General features: G+C 48.4%; 12 protein-coding genes. 5 read left to right on the forward strand and 7 right to left on the reverse strand.

Annotation, left to right across the window (positions count from 1 at the left end; all coding sequences use genetic code 11):
- The first annotated feature begins 31 nt into the window (after window positions 1–31).
- On the forward strand, window positions 32–1,078 hold the full coding sequence (gene cobT, locus T499_RS0111575; RefSeq protein WP_033151104.1) for a nicotinate-nucleotide--dimethylbenzimidazole phosphoribosyltransferase: 1,047 nt from the start codon (window positions 32–34) through the stop codon (window positions 1,076–1,078).
- Here cobT and T499_RS0111580 read toward each other — a convergent pair.
- The gene (locus T499_RS0111580; RefSeq protein WP_033151105.1) at window positions 1,075–4,293 is read right to left on the reverse strand and encodes a S41 family peptidase; all 3,219 of its coding nucleotides are present in this window, start codon (window positions 4,291–4,293) and stop codon (window positions 1,075–1,077) included. The genes cobT and T499_RS0111580 overlap by 4 nt on opposite strands.
- A gap of 149 nt (window positions 4,294–4,442) precedes the next feature.
- Here T499_RS0111580 and T499_RS0111585 point away from each other — a divergent pair, with 149 nt between their 5' ends.
- From T499_RS0111585 to T499_RS0111595, 3 genes are all read left to right on the forward strand, one after another.
- A complete protein-coding gene (locus T499_RS0111585; protein WP_033151106.1) occupies window positions 4,443–5,189 on the forward strand; it encodes a peptidylprolyl isomerase in 747 nt (248 codons plus the stop codon).
- A 152-nt stretch (window positions 5,190–5,341) separates the two neighbouring features.
- Window positions 5,342–5,746 (forward strand): ferritin family protein, encoded by a 405-nt coding sequence (locus T499_RS0111590; RefSeq protein ID WP_033151107.1) that lies wholly within the window; start codon window positions 5,342–5,344, stop codon window positions 5,744–5,746.
- 6 nt (window positions 5,747–5,752) lie between these two features.
- Window positions 5,753–6,859: a radical SAM/SPASM domain-containing protein gene (locus T499_RS0111595; protein WP_033151108.1), complete on the forward strand. Its 1,107-nt coding sequence runs from the start codon at window positions 5,753–5,755 to the stop codon at window positions 6,857–6,859.
- Between the two features lie 20 nt (window positions 6,860–6,879).
- Here the strand turns inward: T499_RS0111595 and T499_RS0111600 are convergent, their stop codons facing one another.
- Window positions 6,880–7,197: a heavy metal-binding domain-containing protein gene (locus tag T499_RS0111600; protein ID WP_013064104.1), complete on the reverse strand. Its 318-nt coding sequence runs from the start codon at window positions 7,195–7,197 to the stop codon at window positions 6,880–6,882.
- Between the two features lie 22 nt (window positions 7,198–7,219).
- The gene (locus tag T499_RS0111605; protein WP_033151109.1) at window positions 7,220–8,398 is read right to left on the reverse strand and encodes a hypothetical protein; all 1,179 of its coding nucleotides are present in this window, start codon (window positions 8,396–8,398) and stop codon (window positions 7,220–7,222) included.
- A gap of 249 nt (window positions 8,399–8,647) precedes the next feature.
- On the opposite strand from T499_RS0111605, the gene T499_RS0111610 reads away from it, so the two are divergent.
- Window positions 8,648–10,153 carry a pectinesterase family protein gene (locus tag T499_RS0111610; protein WP_157054604.1) on the forward strand — a complete coding sequence of 502 codons (1,506 nt, stop codon included), beginning with the start codon at window positions 8,648–8,650 and terminating at the stop codon, window positions 10,151–10,153.
- Between the two features lie 96 nt (window positions 10,154–10,249).
- On the opposite strand, the gene eno is transcribed toward T499_RS0111610, so the two are convergent.
- The 4 genes from eno to T499_RS0111630 all read right to left on the reverse strand — a co-directional run bounded on the left by eno (window position 10,250) and on the right by T499_RS0111630 (window position 16,609).
- Entirely contained in the window at window positions 10,250–11,557 is a 1,308-nt protein-coding gene (gene eno / locus T499_RS0111615; protein WP_033151110.1) for a phosphopyruvate hydratase, read from the reverse strand.
- A 148-nt stretch (window positions 11,558–11,705) separates the two neighbouring features.
- Entirely contained in the window at window positions 11,706–12,098 is a 393-nt protein-coding gene (locus T499_RS0111620; protein ID WP_033151111.1) for an FMN-binding protein, read from the reverse strand.
- A 23-nt stretch (window positions 12,099–12,121) separates the two neighbouring features.
- Window positions 12,122–13,531 (reverse strand): RagB/SusD family nutrient uptake outer membrane protein, encoded by a 1,410-nt coding sequence (locus T499_RS0111625; protein ID WP_033151112.1) that lies wholly within the window; start codon window positions 13,529–13,531, stop codon window positions 12,122–12,124.
- 12 nt (window positions 13,532–13,543) lie between these two features.
- Complete coding sequence (locus tag T499_RS0111630) at window positions 13,544–16,609, reverse strand: SusC/RagA family TonB-linked outer membrane protein (protein WP_084163129.1); 3,066 nt, start codon at window positions 16,607–16,609, stop codon at window positions 13,544–13,546.
- Window positions 16,610–16,619: the final 10 nt, after the last annotated feature.

The raw sequence follows: 16,619 nt of genomic DNA on the forward strand, positions 1-16,619 counted from the left end.
TGTTAATCCGCGTTAATCCGTGCCTAAAAAAATGAAGTCATTCGCAATTCACCCCGTTGACCAAACGATTAAGCCAAGTATTCTGGCAAAGATCGACAACCTGAACAAACCCAAAGGTTCACTGGGCCGATTGGAAGAGTTGGCCCTACAGATATGTTTGATTCAGCAGACGCTGGAACCGAGTCTCGCCCACCCCTGTCACCTGCTGTTGGGCGGCGATCATGGCATCGAGCGCGAAGGCGTGAGCGTGTCGCCACGCGAGGTCACCTGGCAGCAGATGATCAACTTCACCCATGGCGGTGGCGGTGTAAATATGTTTTGCAGGCAGCATGGGTTTAAGTTGCGTATTGTAGATGTAGGTGTAGATTACGATTTTACAGGTATCGATGGCATTATTAATCGCAAGATAGCCCGAGGCACCAAGAATTTTCTGTATGAAGCAGCGATGACCGAAGCAGAGTTCGATCGAGCCATCCAGATTGGGTGCGACCTGGTAGATGACTGTATCGCTGAAGGCTGTCGTGTACTGAGTATCGGCGAGATGGGTATTGCCAATACCTCACCCTCCAGCATCTGGATGCACCTGTTTACAGGCGTCCCCTTACAAGAGTGTATCGGTGCAGGTGCCGGTCTCGATACCCCAGGCATCCGCCACAAGTACGAAGTGCTCTCAAAGGCATTATCAAACTACCAAGTTACCACCCCAAACCAAGCACCTATCACCCCACTCGCCTACTTCGGCGGCTACGAGATGGTAGCTGCTATCGGCGCCATGCTAAAAGCCGCCGAAAAGCATCTGGTGATACTCGTCGACGGCTTTATTATGACGGCCTGTGCGTTGGCTGCTATTCAGCTATATTCTGCCGCTCAGGACTACATGATTTTTGCACATTGTGGTGATGAGAGCGGCCACAAGCGCATGCTCGATGCGATGGGTGCAAATGCCTTGCTGCATCTGGGTTTGCGATTAGGCGAAGGCACTGGTGCTCTCTGTGCATTCCCGATAGTTGATTCAGCCGTTCGGATGATGAACGAGATGAACAACTTCGAGAACGCCAATATCACCAAGTATTTTTAACGGAGCATTTCCTTTACAGCACGCTCCAACTGACGGTCGCGACCGTTGATGTAATCCTCGGGTGTGTTATACACCTCGATATCAGGATTCAATGTAGTGTTCTCGCCGAACACACCACGCATATCGCGACAGCCCACCTGAGGAATACCGAAAATCATTCCGTTCTGCAGGGTCTCCCACCAAACGGCAGTCATTGTTCCGGCTACAGGTGCACCAATCAGCTTACCAATCTTTAGCTCCTTATATACCCATGGGAAACCATGTCCGTTACTGTAGTCATCCTCGCAAATCAGCACGCACGATGGCTTCAGCCATTTGTTATAAGGATCAGAGCCTACATACTTACCATGAGGCACAAACTCCTGATACTTCTTACCGCTCAGCAGGGTGCACAAATCGTCGTGTAACCAACCACCACCGTTGTGACGCTCGTCAACTACAGCAGCCACACGATTGCGGTTCTTGTCGCTCAGCAGCTCACGGTAAACCGTACGGAAGCTGGGACTGTCCATAGCCTTTACATGCACGTAGGCCAGCTTGCCATCCGAGAGACTGTCGGTCATCTCACGCTGACGGTCAACCCAACGCTTGTACAGCAACTCAGTCTGTGCACTACGACTGATGGCTTTGATAGTCACATCGTTACGCTTACCGGTTGAAGGATTCAGAATGGTTAAACGTACGCGCTTTCCAGCCTTTCCATCCAGCAGTGGGAAGTAGTCGTCGTTAGCCTTGATGGCTACACCGTCGATAGCCTCAATCACGCATCCGGCTACCACGCCAGTCTTCTTCTGGGCCAATGGCGAACGCTTGATAACCTCCTCGATACGCAGTCCGTCGCCCTGATAGTTCTGGTCGATAAACACACCTAATGTGGCGGTGCTGAGTGATGCACCATTATGATAATATCTGGCACCTGTGTGCGATGCATTCAGCTCGCCCAGCATCTCGCTCAGCATATCCCTGAAGTCGTACTCATTATTGATATATGGCAGGAAACGGCGATAGTTATCACGATAGCCTTCCCAATCTACATTGTGCAGATTCTCTACATAGAACTTATCCTTAACCTGGCGCCAGATGTGGTCGAACAAGTAGGCACGCTCCTCGTAAGGACGATAGTTGAATACGGTCTCGAAGTCAATGTTCTTGGTAGATTTCTTAGCGAGATCCAACTTCTTGATACCACCACGCGATACCAGGAACAGGTTATTAAACTTCTTGTCGGGCTGCATAGCGCCGCCGCCAACACCCTTTATCAGCAGCTCGGTCTTATCCTCGCGCAGGTAGTGTACCCACAGGTCTCTGCCACCTTCGAACGAGGCCTGATAATACAATGTGTCGCCCTTCAGTACAGCGTCGCCCATACGAGCTGAATTATCAGTTACGCGCACAATGCGATCGCGACAGTTTTCTAAGTCGAATGCCAGCAGCTTCTCGGTCTTTGGCTTCTCGGCAGTTTTCTTCTTACTGTCTTTTTTCTTCTTAGCATCCTTATCGTCAGCCTTTTCATTCTTCTTAGCCTCCTTCTCAGCCTCTTCCAGAATTTCCTTATCCTCCTTACTCATGGTAAAGCGGTCGTAAGCATCTACATCGAAGAACATCACGTAGTAGTCAGACTCGGCACCCCAGCTACCGTGACTGCGATAGCCGGCGCGATCACTCTCAAACAGCATGGCCTTACCACCAAGCACCCAACGGGCCGAACTTTCGTTGTAGCCACTCTCGGTCAGGTTGTGTACCTCGCCATTACCGCTGGCGTTTACCAAAGCGATATCGCTGCTGTTCCAACCGCCAGTACCTATATAGCTGGCCAACAGCCACTTGCTGTCGGGACTCCACTCAAACCAAAGGTCGCCATCGCGGTACGAGAAGTTGTACTTACCATCAAGCACAGTGCGCTCCAGTCCGGTCTTCAGGTTAATCACGCACAGCTCCGAACGGTTCTTGAAGTAAGCTACCTCTTTGCCATCAGGACTGTACTTTGGCTGCAGCGATGTCTCGTTGCTGTTAGTCAGACGCTCCTCTTGCAGGGAGGTAGCGTAAGTAAAGAGTTTCTCGTTCTTATTCTTCAGTTTGGTCTGATATATCTGCCATACGCCACCACGCTCTGCACAGTAAACCAGACTGCGACCATCAGGTGCAAAATCCACACTGCGCTCCTGCTGTGGTGTGTTGGTAATCTGCTTGGTAGTCTTGTACTCAACCGATGTCACGAAGATATCGCCACGTAGAATAAAGGCCACCTCTTTGGCATCGGGCGAAAGACTGATCTCGGTTACACCACTCGAACGGAGCTGACGAATCAGGTCCTTATCCTGACGGTCGCCGGTAATAGTTACCTTTACCTTCTGTGGCTCAGAACCTTCCTTCAAGGTATAAATCTCGCCATTCTGACTGTAGCAGAGTGTACCCTCGTTGCTTACCGAGAGATAGCGTACGGGATTCATTGTGTGGTGCGAGAGCTGCTTTTTACCTGTGCCGTCGATATTTCGGCGATACACATTAAAAGTACCATCTTCCTCGCTGGTGTAATAATACGAGTTGGCATCAGCCCAGCGTGGTGTACGATCCTCGCCCTTAAAGTCGGTCAGTCTGGTGTAGTGTCCATCCTGCATCATCCAAATGTCGCGACAGATAGGACTCTGATGGTGCTTGCGGAAAGGATCCTCGTAACCCTTATAGTCGTGATACAATATACGACCATCCTTGGCAAAGCTAATATCCTCCATTGGCAGTGTTGAGAACATGCGAGGACGACCGCCCTTGATGCTCACCTCGTACACCTGATTCTCGCCAGGGAACAGAATCGACTGTGCCGATGGCATCCACGAAGCCGAGAACAACACATGTTCGTTGTCTCGCCAAACCACAGGCATCTCGTTGGTGCTGTTGGTTGTCAGGCGCACAGGTTCGCTACCTTGCGCATCCATCACATATACATCCATGCTACCCTCACGACTCGAAGCAAAAGCCAATTTGGTGCCATCGGGGCTCCATACCGGACAAGCATCGTAAGCCGCATTGGTGGTAAGCTGTCGGGCCTGTCCGCCAGTTGATGCTACTGTATATACATCACCTTTATACGAAAAGGCAATCGTTTTGCCATCAGGCGAGATGGCAGTGTACCGCATCCACAGCGGACCTTCTTCGGCATGCGAACTAAGCCCCGCCATCAGGAGCCCAGCAGCCAGAATCAATTTACTAGTTTTCATCACGTTATTTTAAGTTTATCTATTGTGTTTGAAATTTCAACAAAATCGGGTGCAAAGATAAGAATTTATACGCATTATGCAAAAAAATACGCTAAATTTTCGCATTTTTCGTTACTTTTTGTTACTTTTACAGCCAAAAAACAGTCAATATGAAACGATTACTCACATTTGCATGCGCCTTTTGCCTGGCATCGGCAACATTAAATGCACAAACAACCAGTACCGAAGTGCTCTTCGAAACCACCAAGGGTAACATCCGTATCGCCCTTTACGACGAGACACCAAAGCACCGCGACAACTTTCTGAAGCTCACCAAGATGGGCTCGTACGATTCGCTTCTGTTCCATCGTGTGATTAAGGATTTTATGATCCAAACAGGCGATATCTTCAGTAAGAAAGCCAAACCCGGACAGTTGTTAGGTTCGGGTGATTACGATTATACCACCGAGGCTGAGTTCCGTTTGCCTAAGATATTCCATCGTCGAGGTGTGGTAGCTGCTGCACGCGAAGGCGACGAAAAGAATCCAGAGCGCCGTTCTGGTGCCAGTCAGTTCTACATGGTTTGGGGTAAGGTATACGACGATCGCCGACTGGATTATACCCAGCAGAAGATCGATTCGATTACCAATGGCCAGGTAAAGATTACCCCAGAGATGCGCGAAGTTTACAAAACCATCGGTGGCACGCCCCATCTGGATGGTCAGTACACCGTGTTTGGTGAGATTGTCGAGGGTTTGGATGTAGTCGAAGCTATCCAAGGTGTGGCCGTAGATAAGAACGACCGCCCCTTAGAGGATATCCGCATCCTGAAGGCCACCGTTACAAAGGACCTCCCTGCCCCACCTGCTCCCAAAGCTACTCCCAAACGTAAAGTAGCACCAAAGAAAAGAAGATAATACATATTATTTATTATTCATATCGCAAGCGATATTTAGTTAATTCTTCTTAAAGTGTTATCTAAATCGCTTGCGATATAAATTATTCTTATTACCTTTGCAGCGCTTTTAAGTTGATAACATCACAAAAACAACAATATATATTAAATACAATGATTTACGGAAAAACGAAAGGTACCGATTTTGAAAAGCTGTGCGACGGAGCTGCTAAGGCCGAGGCACAGGGAGTAATGGTTTATTATGCGCTGGCTCGAATGGCTCGCGAACAGGGCTATCCCGAAGAGGTTTCGGCTACGTTTATTGAGATGGCGAATCAAGAGGCAGTACATGCAGGATTCTATGCTACCCTGATGGCTAAGTACGATAGCGATATCTGGAAGATTGCCGAGAACTTTGCCAAGAGCGAATATCACGGCGAGCAGCAGGTAAACCAGTTTGCTCAGGCATTACGTGCTGTAGGACTGGATGATGCAGCCAACGAGATGGATGTGTTTGCCAAGCAGGAACGTCATCATGGTGATACGCTTACAGAGTTGATTAGCAAGTATAAAAAGTAAATCAGTATGGAAAGTCAGAGTGCCATCAATTTGGCAGAATACATGAATGGCAGCATTCGCAATATCATGGCTACAGCCTATAAGAATGTGCTGAGTAATCCCCGTGAAGCGAAGTTTGCCTTCAAGATGCAGCGCCTGTTCGAGAAATCGGAAAAACGCCGTAAGAAGATGGCAGAAAGCGAAGGTTTAGATGTGCCACCTTTCTTAATTAGTAGTATCTCAACCACCTGCAATCTGCATTGCAAGGGTTGCTATGCCCGCTCTAACGGAATAGCCGAGGATAAAGAGTCCGACCGCAAGGCCACACTTACTCCCGAGCAGTGGCGCCACATTTTTGAGGAGGCTGCTGAGATGGGTATCAACTTCTCGCTGCTGGCTGGTGGCGAACCTATGATGCGCAAGGATATTCTGGAGCAGGTGGCTGAGGTTAAGGACATGATATTCCCCATTTTTACCAATGGCACACTGATTGGTCCATCGTACATGGAGTTTCTGCGTAAGAATCTGAACATGGTGCCTATCATCAGTCTTGAGGGTACTGCCATCGGTACCGACGAGCGTCGAGGTCAGGGTGTGTTCAAGCGTGCTATGCAGTCGATGGAGATGCTGAAGACCGAGAATCTCTTCTTTGGTACCAGCATCACCGTTACTACCGAGAACATGCAGCTGGTAACATCTGCTGATTTCATTAATCAGCTACGCGGCTATGGTTGTAAGATTGTGTTTTATATCGAGTATGTGCCCACAGAACCAGGCACTGAGCATTTGGCATTTAGCGATGCACATGTGGCCCAGATGGAGCAGGTACTCGAAGAACGCCGCACGATGTATCAGGATATTATCTTCCTGTCGTTCCCCGGTGACGAGAAGGCTTTAGGTGGCTGTCTGGCCTCAGGTCGCGGCTTCTTCCATATAGGTCCAGATGGATCGGCCGAGCCCTGTCCGTTCTCTCCATTTAGCGATAGTAATGTGTTAGAACTTGGTGTACGACAGGCACTTAAATCACCTTTATTCAAGAAGATTAGAGCTGCCCGTGCATTAGGTTGGGAGCACACAGGCGGCTGTACCCTCTTTGAGCACCGCGAAGAAATAGAACAGATGATGAACAAATAAATAAGCTCAAGTAGATTAAGCTATAGCACAACTGCTGTACCGCTGGCGGCTACCATCAGCATAGAGCCGTTAGCACCGATAGTTTCGTAATCCAGGTCGATGCCTACGATAGCGTTAGCACCTAACATCTGGGCACGCTCCATCATCTCGCGCATAGCCTCGTCCTTGGCCTCGCGCAGCACCTTCTCATAGCTACCGGCGCGACCACCTACGATATCACGGATACCAGCAAACAGGTCCTTAAACATGTTTGCACCGATGATTGTTTCACCTGTCACTACACCCTTATACTCACGGATAGTGTGACCTTCGATTGTTGGAGTTGTTGAAAGTACCATAATTTTAAAATTTAAGTTATTATTACCAATATTCTTTTGCGTCAAGTATCACATGTTTCTGCTGGCCCTGTGGCGTCACGATATCAAGTTCGTGGCGTGGTGCTTTGTGCAAGGCTTCCTCCTCGTCCCAGGTGTAATCCTTTACATCGCGACCATTAATGGTGGTAATCGTGTCGCCGATCTCTACACCAGCCTCATGGGCCTCGCTCGAGTGGTTCATATAATACACCACCCAACCGCGACAGATATCCGTACGGTTTCGCCAGCCGTAACCATATCTCTTACCGATGGGGTCATCAGCCTTATGCCGGCGCAGATAAAGTTTCAGGTTCTGGGCATCGATAATAATGTTAAACCTATCCCAAACGTCGTTACCGATAATACCCAGATAAGGTCGGTCGCTCATAGCCCCTACCCCCTCGGGTACATAGCTGATATCAGTATAACGGATGGTGTCGCCACCTATCAATATATGGTCGCTCATCATTTCAACTGATGTCTCCATCGCCTTGTCGCCAATGCCAGGCTGAGCCATATCTGCCAGGTAGCGCTTGCCTTCAATCTTATCAAGAGCGAACTCGGTCACGGCACCCGACGTAAAGGTAACCGAACCACCACTGCCCGTATCCATCAAGTACCAGCCACGTATCTTCTTGCCACCCAACTGTACCTCGGCCTGCAGCATAATCCTATTATTCTCGTATTTTATGGGTAACTGCTGATAGCCCTCGGTATTGGGCTTGGTGCTGGTGTACTGCTTAAGATACTGCTTTTCGAAGTTGATCTCGAGCGGATATTTCGAGATATCCTTGATACCCCAGATACCATCCACATGGCGATTTACAATGTCGCGCAACTTAAATATCGGCACTATCTGATATTGCTGCACCACATTTCCCATCTGTACCTTGGTGCCATCGGCTATCACACGTACCATGGTCGATCCTGCGACACCACCAGCTCTGGCCTTACCTACTTTCTGTGGATGCCAGGAAGATTGCGCAAGCGCTACGCTGTCGATACCAAAGATGTTAGCTGCACCTGTATCAAACAGCGTATTTACGTGCAGCTTATCGTTAATGATAGTCTGCAGATAGATATGGCCATGATACACAAACGGCATCGTATTATCGTTGGCATTATTCTGTGCCAAGCCATTCAGACTGCTTAATGCAAGTATGATAGTTGATAACAGTTTCATAAAATAGCGTTTTTAAATAATCCTATCTGTTGCAAAATTAAGCATAATTTCTGAAAGGCCCAAAAATATTAGCGTTTTTTGGTAATAATTTGCTTAACCAATTAACTCAAACGATCATGGCCTATACGTAAACGGCTAAAAGGTATCAAATTAGCATAAAAAAGAAGCAATATTTGGTGGTAAACAAAATAATATGTACCTTTGTCAGCGAAAACAAACAATAAATATCAAAAACAAACAGCAATCAAGATGATAAAAAAACTGATTTTTGCACTGGTGATTGGAGCCAGTAATAGCGCATTGGCTCAGGTAAGTATGGTAAAAATGCAACCCGCATGTGGGGCACAGGATGTAAATATCGATACCCATTTGGAGCTCACACTTTCCGACACTGCCTCGATCGGCCAGAAAGGTTTCATCTCGGTTTACGATAAACAATCGGGCAAACTGGTTGATCGCTTGGACTTAAGCATACCTGCCGGTCCTACACAAGGACAGTCGCGTAATCCTGCAGCACAATACACGCCTATACCTTATATGTATAAGGCATCACAAAACATCACCAACCGCAACACCAAAGCCGGAACACCATCGGGCGTAAACGCTATCGATAGGTCGCGCTATCAGTTGGATATCATTGGCGGATTCTCCGATGCCTTCCACTTCTACCCCATCATCGCTCACGAGCGCCGCTTTACCATCTACCTACATCATAACATGTTGGAGTACGGGCACGAATATTACGTAACCATTGATAACAACGTCATTAAAGGTTTTAAAGGTATAAAAGGAAAAAATGCGTGGTCTTTCAAGACAAAAAGTAAAGCTCCCGATGCAAATAAACGCACGCTAACAGTTTCTGCCGATGGACAAGGTGATTTCTCTACGATACAAGGTGCCATGGATTTTATCCCTGATTCGCTAGCTACAGAATACAGCCGTTATTGCGTGCAGGTAAAAAATGGCGATTATCAGGAGTTGGTATATTTCCGCAACAAGCGCTTTGTAACCATCCAAGGCGAAACACGCGATAGCGTGGTTATCCATTACCCCAACAACGAGGTGTTTAATCCTCATCCATCTGATATCAAGACCAACGAGGTGCGTGGCACATTCCCATCACGACGAGCAGCCTTTGCAGCCGACAACTGTAGCGATCTGATTTTCAAGGATATCACCATTAAGACCGATTGTAAAGGTCAGGCCGAAGGACTCTTGGTTAATGGCGAACGGAACTACTTTGAAAACGTTCATGTTATCGGCGACGGCGATGCCCTGCAGGCCAATGGTAGCTGTTACTGGTTAAACTGCCAGATTGATGGTGGCGGCGATACGATATTAGGTCGAGGTCCTTCATTCTTTAATCATTGTACGATAACCAGCTATGGAGCGTTTATGTGGATACGCAACACTGCCGAAAACCATGGTAACGTGTTTGTTGATTGTCACTTCAAAGGCTTGTCGGATTACGCAGAATTGGGTCGTTTACCCGACAATAAGGGGCGTAACTATCCCCATGCCGAGTGCGTACTACTCAACTGCACACTCGAGAACATCCCTGCAAGAGGCTGGGGCGTGATTGATAATGGTGCCCAAACAGCCACTATCCTCGAGTTTAACAGTCACGATACCGAAGGATATCCTGTAGATACTACCAAACGTAACCCTCTCATGCGTCAACTGCATCCAGTCCGCGATGCCGAGCTGATTGGAAAATACTCGGATGCCAACTGGGTACTTTACCATGGGATTTAAGATTATATAGGAAATACAAATGCAGACAAGCTTCACAGCTTATCTGCATTTTTAAGTTGTTTTATTATAAATGATTTACTCAAAAAGTTAATTCAGTTATTTCAGTCGCTGGTAGCCGTAAGCAGCTGTACTGCCCAGCTCTTCCTCAATACGTATCAACTGATTGTACTTGGCCATACGGTCGGTACGAGAAAGTGAACCAGTCTTGATTTGTCCAGAGTTTGTGGCTACTGCGATGTCGGCAATTGTAGTGTCCTCTGTTTCACCTGAACGGTGAGAAGTCACTGTGGTGTAGCCGTGACGGTGAGCCATTTCAATAGCCTCCAAGGTCTCTGTCAACGAACCAATCTGGTTCACTTTAATCAGTATCGAGTTAGCAGCGCCCATCTTAATACCCTTCTCCAGGAACTTGGTATTGGTCACAAACAGGTCGTCGCCTACCAACTGGCAGCGGTCGCCAATCTTCTCGGTCAGTTTTACCCAGTTATCCCAGTCGTTCTCGTCCAGTCCGTCTTCGATAGAATCGATAGGATACTTGGTGATGAGCTGCTCCAGATAAGCAATCTGCTCATCGGCCGAGAGCTTCTTGCCGTTAGGATCCTTCTTCGCACCATTCTTAAGCTGACGGTAGTCGTAGAACCACTGCCCATTCTCGCAGGTAGCAAACTCAGATGCAGCACAGTCCATTGCAATCTTTACATCCTTACCAGGCTCATAACCAGCTTTCTTGATAGCCTCTACAATGGTGTCGAGTGCATCCTCGATACCGTCGAAGTTAGGCGCATAGCCTCCCTCATCACCTACAGCTGTTGACAGTCCACGTGCCTTGAGCAGCTTGGCCAGGTTATGGAATACCTCAGCACCCATACGGATGGCCTCGCGCTCATTGCTGGCACCCACAGGACGAATCATAAACTCCTGGAAAGCGATAGGGGCTGCAGAGTGTGCACCACCATTTACAATATTCATCATAGGCACGGGTAAGGTGTATGCATTGCAGCCGCCTATATATCTATAAAGAGGTATATTCAGTGCCTTAGCTGCAGCCTGAGCACAAGCTAACGATACACCGAGGATAGCGTTGGCACCCAGTTTCGACTTGGTAGGAGTACCGTCGAGAGCCAGCATCTTATAGTCGATGGCACGCTGTTCCAGTACGCAGTCTCCCTTCAGCGCAGGTGCAATCACTTTGTTTACATTGTCAACGGCCTTCAAAACACCCTTGCCCAGATAGCGCTCTTTGTCGCCATCGCGCAGTTCAAGGGCTTCGTTCTCGCCAGTCGATGCTCCTGATGGCACAGCGGCACGGCCCATTACACCATTCTCAAGTGTTACTTCTACCTCTACTGTTGGATTACCTCTTGAATCGAGAATCTCTCTCGCATGAATCTTTTCAATTTTCATTTTTTCTTCTTACAATTATAACTAATAACTAACAAAATTGCGCTGCAAAGGTACGGCGAAAAAAAGAAGTGCGCAATACCTAAAACATGGTATTTTAAGCACGGCGCACTTACCACGTATGCAGAAACGGATTAATTATAAGTAGGTATTACTTATGTTTCTTGTAATAATCCAAACCGGCTTGTACGTTCTTAATCACCGCTTCGGATGTATAGGTGGCGCCGGTCACGCCATCTACCTGCAACTTCTGAGCCTCGCTCACCTTCAGATTGTTCCACTTCTCAAACAGCGCCTTCTTCACACGGGCATAGTATTTGGGAGTCTCCTGATTCTTCAGAGCTTCAATCTTAACCACCTTGTTCTTCTTGATGTAGATTTTCAGCGGGGTTGGACCGTTATAACCCTCGATATTCTTACCCAGTTCCGTGGTGTTAATGATGTACGTACCATCCTCTTTGGTGATGGTATCGTCCTTCAGACCAGCACTCTGTATGCAGAGCGCCAGTCCTAGGATACTAAAAAGCTTGATCTTACTATTCATATTCTTATTTTGTATGATTTTGATTAATATCCGGGATTCTGTGTCAGGTTGCGGTTACGACCTATCTGCTGTTCGGGGATGGGCAGCAGCGACTTGTACGACTGCCAGTTCACCTTTTTATAGCTGTTCTTACTGTAGATGGCATCGGCACGACCCGTACGGTTCAGATCCATCCAGCGATGACCGCACTCGAAGAAGAACTCCTTGCGACGCTGACTCTCAATCTCCAACAACAGCTCGTCCTTACCCTGCCCGCCTGCATAGTTGCTAAGTGCGGCACGATGGCGAATCTTGTTGATGTCAGCAACGGCCTGTGCTGCATCACCCAGATGTGCGCTTGCCTCGGCACGAATCAGATACATCTCGGCCAGTCGCAATATCACGTAACTCTCGTACGAGGCCGCACTGGCTGGAGTGGTCATATTCTTATATTTATAAGGATAATAGTATGTCTTACCACCGCTGCCGGCCTTCTCCCCTATCCACTCGTTACGCAGGTCGGTTGGCTCCGAACGCAGGTCGTCCATCAACTCATCACTGAAGTAGTAGCTGGCATAAGTGGCGCGGGCATTTGGGATAAACAGATTGCCGATACGGGTGTAGCCCACGTAGCTGCCTGTGCCGATAAATCCCTCCTGATTACTCTGCAGGATAGCCTCGCTACTGGTTGAGAGGAATACGCGCTGGGCTGTTTCGAGGGCATATTTACTACCCAGTCCACCATCGGCTGTAGGTATCAGCTTGTTGGCCTCACTGATGGCTTTATCCCACTGTTCGGTATAAAGATACACACGGGCCAACAGGGCTGTAGCAGCATCGGCCGAGATACGGGTGGTACCATTGCCGGCATCCTTCAGATACTGCTGTGCCTGCTGTAGGTCGGCTATAATCTGCTGATACACTTCGGCCTTTGGTGCGCGTGGTGCAGTAGCCGTCACACTCACATCGTAAGTAGTGAGCAGAGGTACATCGCCAAACAGGTTAACCAGATAGAAATAAGCGTTGGCACGAAAAAACAGTGCCTCGCCACGATACTTATTCAGCTCGTCGGCAGGTATCACTGTCGACCCCTCTACATGTCCCAAGAAATCGTTAGCGCCATAGATACTTGAATATGGGGCGCTCCACAAATTGGGAATATAGCTTGTTGATGAGTTGTAGTTGTTCTGATACAAATCGGCAAACTGACCTGAACGTGCCAGCAGCTCGTCAGTTATCTGACTCACGTAGAGCTCCAGTCCCTGATAGTACATCAGGTTGTTCAGAAAGTTGTCTGTATAGAATCCAGTTGCGGCGGTACGTATGCCTTCGGGGGTTGAGAATGTCACCTCGGCTGTTAGCGAGTCGGTAGGCGGATCAATCTCGAGTATGCTTTCGCACGAGGTGAGTGCAAGAGCGGTTGTTAATGATAATGCGATATATTTCAGTTTCATACCTATTAATAATTAGAATGTTACGTTTAATCCGAATACAACCGACTGCGTTGGTGGCACAGCCTTCACGCTGGTCTCAGGGTCGTACGCATCATAGTTGGTAATGGTTACCAGATTCTTGCCCTGAACGTATAGCTGCAGGGCGCTGATGCCCAGTCGGCTAATCACTTTCTGGTCGAAGTCGTAAGCCAGTCGCACGTTCTGCAGGCGCAGATAACTACCTGTGCTGAATGCTGCGTCGCTATACGACATGTAGCGGTAGTAAGCATCGTAGATGTCGCTGGCACTGGTTGTCGTCAGTCCGGGATATTTGGCATCAACTCCCGGTGTAGTCCAGTAGTTGCTGGCCATCTCACGGGTCACGTTCTCGCTCATACCCAGTGGATAGTAGAATATCCACAGATAGCCGTATTCAATAGGCTTGTTACGATAGTACAGATTAAAGTCGAAGGTCAGGTTCTTCCACTTGATGGTGTTCTGCAATCCGGCGTAATATTTAGGATCTTTACTGCCCAGTGTGATGTAGTCGTCGTTGCTGTTAATCTTACCGTCGCCATTCTGATCCTGCACCATTGGCACACCCGTCTGATTGTCAACGCCTAAATACTTGTAGCCGCGGATGATGTTCACCGACTTGCCTATCTCGTAGGTGTTGTAGTAGCCCGAATTCTCCAGGTCGGCAAACTTGGTCAGTTTGTTGCTGGGGATGGTCAGTGTCAGCTGTGTGGTCCAGCGGAAGTCCTTGGTCTTGATGTTCTGGGTGTTCAGTTCCAACTCCAGTCCCTTGTTCACAATCTCTGCATCCAGGTTCGTCATCATATACGAGAATCCAGTCTGGTTTGGCAGATACTGTCGTGTAAGCAGATCTTTGCTGGTGTTGTAATAGTAGTTGGCGGTCAGCAGTATGCGATCGCTGAAGAATCCGAGCTCCAGTCCAACATCAAACTTGTCGGTAGTCTCCCAGTGCAAATCGTCGTTAGCCAGATTGCTGGGAACGATACCCACGCTGCCCTCGTAAGGATACTGGCTGGTGGTATACTTGGTCATATACTGATAGTCGCTGATACCATCGTTACCAGTGCGACCTAACGAAAGGCGCAGTTTACCATAGCTCAGCCACTTCAGGTTGTTCTTGATAAACATCTCATTGCTGAACAGCCAACCCAGTCCTATCGAGTAGAAGTTACCGTAGCGGTGATTCTTACCAAATCGCGACGAACCATCGCGACGGAAGGTGGCATTGAGCAGATAGCGGTCCTGCCAGTCGTAGGTGATACGTCCGAAGAACGATGCGCTTTTGGTCTGTGTCGAAGGATTCTTGTGATAATTGATGAGCGATGCTGCGTTGGCATCCTTCAGGAAGATGTCGCCAGGATATTTCTGTCCATAGAGATACAATACATGAGTATCCGAACTCTGATAGGTTGTACCCAGCAGGAAGTCGGTTTTACCTCCCAGAATCTGACAGTTGAACGTGAGTTGTGGCTCAACAATCAACGTACTGGTGTTCATCGAATAATATCTTGCCTGATTATAGGCTGTTGTGCTCAGTGGATGATAATAGCTGCGTGGATACAAGTCTTTCTGGTCGCTCGAGCTGTAGTTATAACCAGCCTGCAGCTTAAAGGCCAACTGGTCCCAGATGCGATAGCTACCATTAAAACTGGCATTAAGCGATGTGGCATCGTTGGTGCCACTATAGTTCAGAATACTCAGTGGAGAGCTGTAGTTACTGTTCTCCATCAGCCAATAGGGATCGCCGTTCTCGTCGTATGGTGGCATGTTGGGCTGCGATACTACAGCCGAATAGCCCGAACCAGCTGCATCGGCATCCATCTTTAGTTTGGTCAGAGATATGCCTGCATCCAAATGCAATCGGTGGTCGTCGCTCTGGTGCTGCACGTTCGAACGACCTGTCCAACGGGTGTACTTATCCTCGCCTACGGTTACTGTACCCGAACTGTAGTAGCCACCGCTAATCATAAACGAGGTGTTCTTGTTACCACCCGACACGTTCAACTGTATGTCGGTGCCCCAGGCGGTGTTGCCAAACAGGATATCCTGCCAGTCGTATGTGGTATGTTGGTCCCAAAGTGTCAAGTCTGGAAATTTTGCGGGTGTCAGGTCGGCATCAGTCACGTAGCCCTTAGCCTTATCTGTCTCGAAAGCCTTGCGGCGCAAAGCGGTGTATTCCTCTGTATTCAGAAAGTCGAGTCGCTTGCTCATAAACTGGGCTGTGGTACTCATCTTCAGGTTTACTTTTACGCGACCCTCGCGACCTTTCTTTGTTGTAATCAGTACCACACCTTTCGATCCGCGCGTTCCATATATAGCAGTAGCGTCTGCATCCTTCAGTACTTCGATACTCTCAATGTCGCTGGGGTTGATGAGCGACAACTCATCGGGCAGACCCAACAGTCCGGTTGATGTGTATGCGATGGGGTTCTCAGGGTTTGAGTTCAGGGGTACACCATCCACGATATATAATGGATCCTTGCTACCGGTAAGTGTGTTGGCACCACGGATCACCATACTGGTAGAACCGCCTCCAGGCACACCTGATGCCTGTGCCACATACACACCCGATGCAGTTCCTTGCAGGGCCATGATAGGAGCATCCTGTGTGGCCTCGCTCACCACATCGCCCTTCACCTTTGATACGGCACCTGTCAGTTTCTTACGCGACTGCTGACCATAGCCCACAACCACTACATCGTTGAGCGAGTAGCCATCCTCGTGCAGCTTGATGGTACCCAGGTTGCTCTTATTACTAATTACCTTCACTTCCTGTTTCTCATAGCCCAGGTAGTTGATGGTGATGACCACCGGCAGTTTGTTCGAAGTCAACTGCAGGTTGAAGTTTCCCTCGGCATCGGCTACGGTTCCCTCTTTCGAGTTGTTCACCCTGATAGTTGCGCCTATCAGCGGATTGCCGTTGGCATCAACCACCTTACCTTTAAGCGGATGAGCCTCTGTATTTTGAGAAAAAAGGAAAATTAGTGTTAATAATGCGAAATATACTCGTGTTTTCTGAGGCCACCCTACGATGGTCTCAACCAAATTATATACTTTTGCCATGCTTATCTAA

Source organism: Prevotella sp. RM4, assembly GCF_000701965.1.
GTDB classification, from domain to species: domain Bacteria; phylum Bacteroidota; class Bacteroidia; order Bacteroidales; family Bacteroidaceae; genus Prevotella; species Prevotella ruminicola.